The organism is Pseudoalteromonas sp. SG45-1, from assembly GCF_014164135.1.
GTDB classification, from domain to species: domain Bacteria; phylum Pseudomonadota; class Gammaproteobacteria; order Enterobacterales; family Alteromonadaceae; genus Pseudoalteromonas; species Pseudoalteromonas distincta.
Genome location: NZ_JACJEP010000006.1, coordinates 1 through 10,180, shown reverse-complemented (window position 1 = coordinate 10,180; position 10,180 = coordinate 1). Strand labels below are relative to the sequence as shown.

The following is a 10,180-nucleotide window of genomic DNA, read 5'->3' as shown; positions in this document are numbered from 1 at the left end:
ACATAAAAAAACACGCTTTAAGCGTGTCGTTTCATTCTTATTTATTTCAGTGGTTGCGGGAGCCGGATTTGAACCGACGACCTTCGGGTTATGAGCCCGACGAGCTACCAGACTGCTCCATCCCGCGCCTGAAATTTGTAGACTTATTTAAAGTTGCTTACATTACAACTTGGCTTCCAATTAAAGAATTGGTTGCGGGAGCCGGATTTGAACCGACGACCTTCGGGTTATGAGCCCGACGAGCTACCAGACTGCTCCATCCCGCGCCTGTATATTTTAAGTCTATCGACTACTTTATTTTATCTCTTAAGTTAGAGTTTACAGTAACCTCAATCCCTAAGGAAATTGGTTGCGGGAGCCGGATTTGAACCGACGACCTTCGGGTTATGAGCCCGACGAGCTACCAGACTGCTCCATCCCGCGCCTGTAATTTCTTTAAAGCATTTTCGTAATATTTACTTGCCTGCCTTGAAGAGAGCGCTACTATATAGGAATAAACATTTAATGCAAGACCTAAACTAATTAAAGTTGTTCAACCGAACAAAAAGCAATCAAATTACTACTCTGCGATCAATCTTTGATGTGGATTAATCATTTTTTGCCATTCCCAGTCGGGATGTCCCATCACTATAAAGTCAGGGTTCTCAGTACTCTCTCGTTGGTTGTACGTTAGCGGATTAAATTCTGCATCGGTAATACAACCACCGGCTTCTTCAACAATAACTTGTGAAGCACCTGTATCCCACTCTCCCGTTGGACCAATTCTTAAAAAACAATCTGCTTTGCCCTCTGCAACAGTACAGGCTTTTAAAGAACACGAACCAATAGCAATCGTTGTAAACTGACTATTTAAATACTGACTCACCGCTTCTATTTTTTGGCGGCGGCTCACTGCAAGCGTCAAGCTCTCTGGCGGCGCTACAGATATTTGCTTATCAATTGAGTTTTCACGTTTAAAGGCACCATTTTTAGCAGTAGCAAAATAAGTCACACCTTTTGCAGGCCAATGAATAACGCCAAGCACAGGGTGATTATTTTCAATCAATGCAATGTTTACTGCAAAGTCGCCACTTTCTAAAATAAATTCGCCTGTACCATCCATCGGATCGAGCAACCAATAACGCTGCCAATCTTGTCTGTCGGCGAGTGCTGGTATAGGTGTTTCTTCCGACATAATTGGGATATCGGGTGCAAGTGCTTTTAATCCAGCAACAAGTACGTCATTTGCTGCTAGATCAGCTTTGGTAACAGGCGTATTATCTGATTTCTCTTGTTGGCCAATATCGCCTTTTTTATAAATGGCCATAATTGCATCGCCAGCACGCTCAGCTAATTCAATGCACGGTTCGATTAATTTATTCATCGGCAGCTCCAGACGCTAAATACTTATCTAATAATAGCAAAGCTGCAACACTGCGTGCTTCGGTAAAATCTTCTTGGTCTAATAATGACTGCCACTGAGTTAATGGCCACTTAACAACAACTAGCGGCTCTGGTTCGTCACCAATAAGGGTTTGAGGGTATAATTGCTTAGCAAATAAAATATGCATTGTGGCATTAAAGTAACTCGGCGCCATTGTTACTGTTCTTAATGGTTTAAAATACTCAGCGCCAAAGCCAATTTCTTCTTTAAGTTCTCTGTTAGCAGCTTGCCCTGGGGTTTCGCCCGGATCAATTAAGCCTTTAGGAAAACCTAACTGGTAATTGTTTGTACCCGCACAGTATTCACGTACAAGTAGTAACTCATTATCTGCACTTAACGGAACAATCATCACTGCTCCCCGGCCACCGCCGCGAATTCGCTCATACTGGCGCTCTTCGTTATTAGAAAACTTTAACTCTAAAGACTCCACAGTAAACAGGCGACTTTTAGCAACAACATTGTTACTGAGGATTTGTGGTGGTGTTGGGTGCTTTTTCTGTGTCATTGGCGTTAATTTGCTATCATGGCAGTTAGTTCAATAATAAACCTTATAAGTTGAAATTCCTATGTTAAATTGGTCAAAAATCGATACCGTTTTGCTCGACATGGATGGAACATTACTCGATTTACATTACGACAGTCATTTTTGGCTTAACGTTATCCCTGCGCAACACGCATTAGCTAGAGGCATTAGCCTAGATGCAGCTAAAGCAGATATTTTAAAACGCTATCAAGCTGTGAGCGGTCAAATACAGTGGTATTGTTTAGATTATTGGGAGCAGCAATTAAACTTGCCTATAATGGAGCTTAAACGAGAGTCTCAGCATTTAATTAAAATGCGCGAAGACGTACCTCATTTTTTAACCGAGCTTAAAAAAGCAGGCAAAGAGTTAATTTTACTTACCAACGCCCACCCTGAGAGTGTCATGCTGAAATTTGAGCATACAGCGATTGATAACTACCTAGATGGTGTAGTGTCTACTCATGAATATGGAGTAAGTAAAGAGCAGCAAAGTTTGTGGCACCAAGTACAAAAAGACTTAGGGTTTAATAAGCAGCGCACTTTGTTTGTAGATGACAGTGTGCCGGTATTAAATGCCGCACGAGAATACGGCATCGAGCACTTACTTGCAGTTGCTAACCCTGATAGCCAACAACCACATAACGAAATAGCCGATTACCTGAGTGTTACCGACTATCGTAAGATTATTTAACTCAGTTTACGTGGGCTAGATTTTTGGGTAACGCGCTTCAAGGCCTTGGTACACTAACTTTGCAAAATCTGCATGTTCTGTATCAAGGCTTTTAACTACTTCAACTAAATGCTCGTTATCTTCTTGCCCGTTCCACTCTTTAATGTAGCTACCGTCTTTGTAGCCATGATCTTGACGGAAAAAGTTTAAAGTGTTTTTACCTACGTAGCCGCGATATAAATCATCAATATCCATACCCATTTGCGCCATACAGCCGGCAAAGGCAGCGGCATTAAACGTTTTATCTGCAACGGCGGAAGCCGCTAATATTTCTAGCGTTTGTTTAAAGTCATCCGCTTGTTGAGCATTACTAAGCTCAGCTTCAAGTTGCTTTGCTAAGTCTTCGTAGCTAGTTTTGCCGTCAATTCTAAGCGATAGACCAAAATGAAAAATATCAACCAACTCTAAAATAACTTGTTCAGTATCTGGTGTTTGTTTTTTCCACCATTTCCAACCATGATGATCCAGCATTTCAGCGCACTCAACCCAAATAGCGCGGTACCATTCGAATCCTTGAGTAAACCATTGCTCATGTACTTTAGTGTTCATGGCGTTTTGCATTTCTAGCATAACTACTAGCTTGTTTAAATTGGCAGACATATTCATTCCTGTCGTTTTTGATTAGTGTAATAGTACCGATAAAGGAAGCTTAACGCATCAGCACTATCTTAATATGTAGTTTACTTTGAGCCGCTAAATTCAGCCCATGAATCAATTAAATCAATGAAATCTTCAAAGCCACAACCACTACTTAAACCATTTTCTTCAAGCGCTAAATCGTCATCTTGATACGCTATTAGGTCTTCACTGTCTTGATGAAGCGCATGGGCTTCAAATAGTGCTTCGTCTTTGGTTAATATTAAATCTATTTCTTGGCCTTTTAGCGTTAGCGGCTCATAGCTTGAACTCACCGATGCAATAAGCGCTTGAACCATAGCTACTTTGTCTTTGCCTATTTCTTCGTTTAGCCAGCGACCAATAGTAGCGTGTTCACTACTTATTTTAATACGTAGCCCACTAATAGGGTCGCGAATAAATTGATATTCCATAGGATTTGCCTGTAAATCTTTAATTGCGTAATTATATACGTAAACGCCCGCAAACCACAGGACATATAAAGTAAAATAGCGCCACAAGGGCGCTATTTTATTCAACTTTAAAGCAGTTAACTTCGCGATCTATAACGCGCTGCGTCAATAATCGACCATAAGTAAATAATAGGCACTAGTACAAAACCTACAAGCACATAAATTAGTGCGTAACTTATTATAATAGCGAGTGCAAAAAATATAGCCGCTAAAATACGCCCTTGCACTAACTGCCCTAAACCAGGAAAAAATATATTACATAATGCTGCGATTACGTTACCGCCAGAACCTTGATCTGCCATACTAACCTCTGTATTTATTTGATTTTATAATTATTTACTTACACACTCTATGCCAATTTATTAAAGCTTACAAATCAAATAGTTAAATTAGTCTAGATTTAGAGAGTTAGTAAATTTTGCTAACTTTAGGTCAAATTAGCAATTTTTATTGTGCGTTTACGCTTTTTTGTTTGTTCAAAAAATTATCAAGTTACTCGTTTTTAAGGCTATTTTATAAATAGCTGTTTATAAAAACAGTATTTTATTTAGCCTAACAAAAACACCTGTTATACTGCCCACAATATTGATTAAAAAGGCGTAACGATGGACGTTTCACAATTACTCGATGGCTTAAATGACAAACAACGCGATGCCGTTGCAGCCCCACTACAAAACATGCTGGTATTAGCAGGTGCTGGGTCTGGTAAAACACGAGTGTTAGTTCATCGTATTGCGTGGCTTATGCAAGTTGAGCAAGCATCTGCTTACAGTATTTTTGCCGTAACCTTTACTAATAAAGCGGCTAAAGAAATGCGCAGCCGCGTTGAAGAAACACTAAAGGCCCCTGTAGGTGGTATGTGGATTGGTACGTTCCATGGTTTGTCGCATCGTATTTTACGTGCTCATCACCGTGAAGCTAACTTACCAGAAGCCTTTCAAATTTTAGACTCTGACGATCAACTTCGGATGATCAAGCGCTTATTAAAATCGATGAATATCGATGATAAAAAATGGCCCGCCAAACAATTTGGCTGGTACATCAGCGCTAAAAAAGATGAAGCACTTCGCCCTAAAGATATTCAAGCATACGATATTAACGAGCAAATGATGCTGCGTGTTTACGCCGCCTACCAAGAGGCCTGTGATAGAGCAGGCCTAGTAGATTTTGCCGAAATATTACTACGCAGCTACGAAGTGTTAAAAAATAACCCAACGTTACTGCGTCATTATCAGCAACGCTTTGCACATATGCTCGTAGACGAGTTCCAAGATACAAATACCATTCAATATGCTTGGTTAAAGTTACTTGCAGGCGATACAAGCAGTATCATGATTGTAGGCGACGATGACCAAAGTATTTACGGTTGGCGCGGTGCTAAAATCGAAAATATTAAACGATTTTTAACTGACTTTAGCGCAGAAACCATTCGTCTTGAACAAAACTACCGTTCAACAGCAACTATTTTGAAAGCGTCTAATGCATTAATTCAAAATAACTCAGAGCGTATGGGTAAAAGCTTATGGACCGACGGTAACGATGGCGAGCCAATTTCTATTTATGCGGCATTTAATGAGTTAGACGAAGCACGCTTTGTAAGTAGCAAACTACGAAGCTGGTTAAATGCAGGTAATGCCCTACAAGATGCCGCAATTTTATACCGTAGTAACGCGCAATCTCGTGTACTCGAGGAGGCCATGCTGCAAGAAGGCTTAAAATACCGTATTTATGGGGGTATGCGATTCTTCGAACGACAAGAAATTAAAGATGCGTTGTCGTACTTACGCCTAGTAGGTAATCGTCAAGACGATGCCGCGTTTGAGCGTGTAATTAATACGCCAGCACGCGGTATTGGCGATAAAACATTGAGCCATATACGCGATTGTGCACGAGCAGAATCGTTACCGCTTTGGTATGCCGCAAAAGCAATTGTAGAACAACAGCATTTATCTGGTCGTGCTTCTGGTGCAGTAAGTAAGTTTGTAGAACTAGTAGAACAAATAGAAGATAAAATTAGCGATCTAACTTTGCATGAGCAAGCCAAGTACACAATTCAAACCTCAGGCTTAATGGCAATGTACCAAGCCGAAAAAGGTGAAAAAGGCCGTGCTCGCGTAGAAAACTTAGAAGAGCTAATTAGCGCTTGTGATCAGTATGAGCTGCCTGAAGACGAAGAGTACAGCTCACCTTTACAAGGCTTTTTAGCCCATACGTCACTTGAGTCAGGTGAAGGACAAGCAGAAGAACACGAAGACGCCGTACAAATGATGACGCTTCACTCAGCTAAAGGCTTAGAGTTTCCGCTAGTGTTTATGGTAGGCGTAGAAGAAGGCATGTTCCCTTCTCAGCAAAGCAACGAAGAGTCGGGTCGCTTAGAAGAAGAGCGCCGCCTTTGTTATGTAGGCATGACACGAGCAATGGATAAGTTATACATTAGCCATGCTGAGAGTCGCCGTTTATACGGGCAAGAAAAATACCATAGCCCATCTCGCTTTTTACGCGAAATCCCTGAAGACTGCGTAGAAGAAATCCGTATTAAAACACAGGTTTCTCGCCCGCCTGCCGCTGGGCGTTTTAGCGCATCAGTTAGCCATGCCGCATTTGAAGACAGTGGCTTTAACTTAGGACAACGCGTACTGCATGCTAAGTTTGGTATTGGTACTGTACTGAATTATGAAGGTAGTGGCGCACAATCTCGCGTACAAGTTAACTTTGACGACCTTGGTAGCAAATGGTTAGTAACGGCCTATGCACGATTACAAGCGGTATAAAGCACACCTAAATGAGTTAGAGCAACAATTAGCTGGCGCGTATCATCGTCAGCTAGTGTTGATCACGGGCAGCCCAGCTTGGTGTTATGAAATACTTAACTCATTAATAGATGAAAACAATACACTTGTTGTATCAAAGCAGTGCGCGATTAAAAATTCGTACTGGCCTACTCGCACACACCAAATTTTAGGGCAAGAATTTGCTCATGCTGTTTACGATGGTTTTAGTGGTTTGCACCCTGATAAACTTGCAGCACTTGCCGGCACCGTTAAAGCAGGCGGTATACTGTTTTTATTACTGCCTGAACTAGATAATTTAGCCTCTTGGCAAGATCCCGCATTAAGTACAGTGCAATCACACGGTCAGAGCATTGACTACAGCATATTTAATCAACGTTTCGCGACTATTATTAAACCGTTACCTGCTTTTCACTTTAGTGAAAAAAATGGCTGTATTAATCATAACGCCAGCTATGTAGCTCATAATAAAATTGATTATCTACCACAGCAAAACTGTATTGAGCAGATAGTAAAAGTAGCTAATGGCCGTGCAAACAGACCTTTACTTATTAATGCTGATAGAGGCAGAGGTAAGTCGGCAGCACTTGGCTTAGCAACGGCAAAACTAACTGATAAAAAAGTAATTATTTGCAGCACTCAGTTTAAAGCGACCCATAGCAGCTTTAAACATTTAGCCCAAGAGTTAAGCCTTCAATACAACGCTGAACATAAACAGCTCGCCAACTTGCACTACGTTGCACCTGATGCGTTATTAAACACACTACCTGAGTGCGATTTACTACTCGTTGATGAAGCTGCAGCAATCCCTGTTCCGTTATTACTACAAATGCTAGCTCATTACCCTCGTATAGTATTTGCAAGCACTCTGGTTGGGTATGAAGGCAATGGTAGGGGTTATACCATTCGCTTTAGTAACTATATTAAAGCGCACTATAAAGCCTCTAAAGTTGTAACGCTTGATGAGCCACTGCGTTTTGCTAAACACGATCCCCTCGAGAAGCACATTCGCACCTTACTTGCACTCGATGCAGAATATATAGAGTCAAGTAGTGATGAATTAGAGCAGCCAATTCATAGCGAAGTAACTCAGCAATCCCTTGTAAACAATGAGCCTTTACTGCAACAAGTTATTGCCCTACTTGCACTGGCTCACTATCAAAGTAGTGTCAACGACTTACGCCAACTACTAGACGCACCATCGCAAAGACTATTTATTAGCAAAATTAATAATCAATTAGTTGGCGTATGCTTAATCGCCATAGAAGGTGGTTTGAGTGAAGAACTTGCCCTACAGGTTATAAGTGGAGAGCGCCGTCCGCAAGGACATTTAATGGCGCAAGCACTCTCACAACTTAGCTTTAATAATGACTGTTTAACACAACTGAGCGCTCGAGTTGTACGAATAGCGATTGATCCGAGTTCCCACAATATAGGACTTGGTAAAAAGTTACTTAGTTATTGCGAATCGCAGGTAAAAAGCCAATGTAGTTGGCTTGGCGCAAGCTTTGGCGCAACAGCGCAGTTACTTAATTTTTGGCAAAACCTAGGGTTTGATACTGTAAAATTAGGTTATCAACGCGATAAAAGCACCGCTGAACATTCGGCGCTTGTGGTTAAATGCTTAAGTGACAAAAGTACAATTCTTCAACCCCTAAAAAAGCAGTTTAAAAACGATTTCTTTTATGCTCTTTTAACACACTTTAAAACACTAGATTGGCAACTCGTGAATATTATAACTGAAGGATTTAGCGACGAGTTAATAAGCCTAGAGACTCACGACCGATTAGCGCTGCTCACTAAAAGTAACTTCACTCAATTTAGTATCTCTGCAACTCTTTGGCAGTTACTGAGCCAATCACCTTCTTGTATATCTCAATTAACAGAGTCGGATAAACAACTTTTAATAAAGTTAGTACTTCAAAATGAAAGTAATGAAAAAGTGATTCAACACTTAGGTTTATTAGGAAAAAAGCAGCTTGAGAATCAATTTAAACGTGCCATAAAAAACCTCACTAGCACCATCTAATAATTTCTAGTTGCCCTATCTCTGTTAAATTTTATCCATCTTTAAGCTATTTATTTAATTTGTTCTATCCTTAAAGCATTAATAGGTAAATTAAGATAAAGGCATGGAATTAATAAACTTTAAAGTGGGCTGCAAAACAATTTCGCTAAAAATACTCGATATTTTATTAACTGAGCGCTTTGACAATAATCTAACAACTTTACCAAACAATAATAAAAGCTTTATTGGTGTTAAAGATTATATGGATATACCAACACCTGTTTTTGATTTAGGTATTATTTTAAATAATATCTCAACTGAACAAAGTAATGCGCATGTACTAAAACAACTAAGAATATGGCAAGACAAACTATTAAACTGGTTTAATACCTTTCAAAGTAACTTATTAAATAGCTCGGCTTCTATTTCAAATAATGACGCCGAACTACAAGATTTTGTTTTATTTTACAAAGAATTCAACACCGACAATGAAGACTTAAAATTAACAATGTCTCGGCTTGACGAGCCCTTCCAATCATTACTAGAGACAGCAAAAGCAGCTATAGCAGCCCATAATCGAAGTGATCATAAACAAGTATCAGCTCTGCTCGACAAAATTAAGCGTAATAGTCTAATTCAGCTTGAGCGTTTATTTGAATCCGCTAAAGAGCAAATAACCTTAGACTATAAACCTATTATTGTTTTCACCACCAAAGACGGACTAAATCCACATGTTGGTTTATTAGTAGATAAGGTTGAAGATAATATCGACTATAAAAAAGAAGACATAAAGCCACTGGATAAGCTCACTGAGGTTGGTTTTGATCTAGACCCACAAACTAAAAATATGATGCTAGGATTAATCAAGCTCCCCCAAAAGCATAGTGTATTAATTGATCCAAGCGTAATATTTAAACCAGCTCAACTAGAAGAATCTGAAAGTGAAGAAACCCAAGCTTATGGACTATTTTAAATAGCGTTATTAACTTTAGTACTGGAATAATGAGCTATTCCGCTCAACTTGTACATTTAGATGAATTAGAGAAGAATCGAGTATGTAATGTCCGTTACTCCCCATATTTCACTTTTGTGAAGATGTAAAAAAGCCCGACTATTTCTAGTCAGGCTCTCTACAATTTGAGGTCTGTGCGCTACGCAGTAGAATGTCGTAGTGCCCACGGCGGTGGAGAGCCACAGTGAAATGCTACACTCTCGTTGTGTCGGGAGTCGCTACGCTCGCCCGACCTACGAGATGATGTTGATATGAGTGTGTGTTAATTGCGCACATTTTACTTTTCTGCAGACGTAAAAAAGTCCGACTATTTCTAGTCGGGCTCTCTACAATTTGAAGTCGGTGCGCTACGCAGTAGGATGTCGTAGTGCCCACAGCGGTAGAAAATCACAGTGAAATGCTACTGTATCGACCGACTGAGATATTGAGGGGTTTTGTTGCGATTTTCACATCGGGAGTCGCTACGCTCGCCCGACCTACGTGATGGGTGTTGCTGTGAGTGGATGATAATTGCGCACATTTTACTTTTCTGCAGACGTAAAAAAGCCCGACTATTTCTAGTCGGGCTCTCTACAATTTGAAGCCTGGTAATGTCCTACTTTCACAT

General features: G+C 40.3%; 9 protein-coding genes and 3 tRNA genes. 4 read left to right on the top strand and 8 right to left on the bottom strand.

The genetic code is table 11. The features are described 5' to 3' along the window. Positions 1-50 precede the first annotated feature (50 nt). From H5117_RS07235 to nudE, 5 genes are all read right to left on the bottom strand, one after another. Positions 51-127: transfer RNA gene (locus tag H5117_RS07235), tRNA-Met, on the bottom strand. A 62-nt stretch (positions 128-189) separates the two neighbouring features. Next, positions 190-266, bottom strand: a tRNA-Met gene (locus H5117_RS07230). Between the two features lie 80 nt (positions 267-346). Then, positions 347-423, bottom strand: a tRNA-Met gene (locus tag H5117_RS07225). 136 nt (positions 424-559) lie between these two features. Then, positions 560-1,363, bottom strand: coding sequence for a 3'(2'),5'-bisphosphate nucleotidase CysQ (gene cysQ / locus H5117_RS07220; protein ID WP_182695533.1), 804 nt, complete (start codon positions 1,361-1,363; stop codon positions 560-562). After that, the gene (nudE, locus tag H5117_RS07215; protein ID WP_182695534.1) at positions 1,356-1,928 is read right to left on the bottom strand and encodes an ADP compounds hydrolase NudE; all 573 of its coding nucleotides are present in this window, start codon (positions 1,926-1,928) and stop codon (positions 1,356-1,358) included. Before nudE ends, cysQ begins: the two co-directional genes overlap by 8 nt. A gap of 61 nt (positions 1,929-1,989) precedes the next feature. Between nudE and yrfG the strand changes: the two genes are divergently transcribed. Then, positions 1,990-2,637 (top strand): GMP/IMP nucleotidase, encoded by a 648-nt coding sequence (yrfG, locus tag H5117_RS07210; protein WP_165724387.1) that lies wholly within the window; start codon positions 1,990-1,992, stop codon positions 2,635-2,637. Positions 2,638-2,652: 15 nt separating this feature from the next. Here yrfG and H5117_RS07205 read toward each other — a convergent pair whose 3' ends face one another. The 3 genes from H5117_RS07205 to H5117_RS07195 form a co-directional block, all read right to left on the bottom strand. Next, positions 2,653-3,276: a dUTP diphosphatase gene (locus H5117_RS07205; protein WP_002963012.1), complete on the bottom strand. Its 624-nt coding sequence runs from the start codon at positions 3,274-3,276 to the stop codon at positions 2,653-2,655. A gap of 80 nt (positions 3,277-3,356) precedes the next feature. Next, complete coding sequence (locus H5117_RS07200; RefSeq protein WP_182736894.1) at positions 3,357-3,725, bottom strand: YacL family protein; 369 nt, start codon at positions 3,723-3,725, stop codon at positions 3,357-3,359. Positions 3,726-3,841: 116 nt separating this feature from the next. After that, entirely contained in the window at positions 3,842-4,066 is a 225-nt protein-coding gene (locus H5117_RS07195) for a hypothetical protein (RefSeq protein WP_002963009.1), read from the bottom strand. Between the two features lie 303 nt (positions 4,067-4,369). Between H5117_RS07195 and uvrD the strand changes: the two genes are divergently transcribed. The 3 genes from uvrD (at position 4,370) to H5117_RS07180 (ending at position 9,534) form a co-directional block, all read left to right on the top strand. Next, positions 4,370-6,535, top strand: coding sequence for a DNA helicase II (gene uvrD, locus H5117_RS07190; RefSeq protein ID WP_002963007.1), 2,166 nt, complete (start codon positions 4,370-4,372; stop codon positions 6,533-6,535). After that, a complete protein-coding gene (locus H5117_RS07185) occupies positions 6,513-8,582 on the top strand; it encodes a GNAT family N-acetyltransferase (RefSeq protein WP_182736892.1) in 2,070 nt (689 codons plus the stop codon). The genes uvrD and H5117_RS07185 overlap by 23 nt, the downstream gene beginning before the upstream one ends. A 103-nt stretch (positions 8,583-8,685) precedes the next feature. Beyond that, entirely contained in the window at positions 8,686-9,534 is an 849-nt protein-coding gene (locus tag H5117_RS07180; RefSeq protein WP_182736890.1) for a chemotaxis protein, read from the top strand. Positions 9,535-10,180 lie beyond the last annotated feature (646 nt).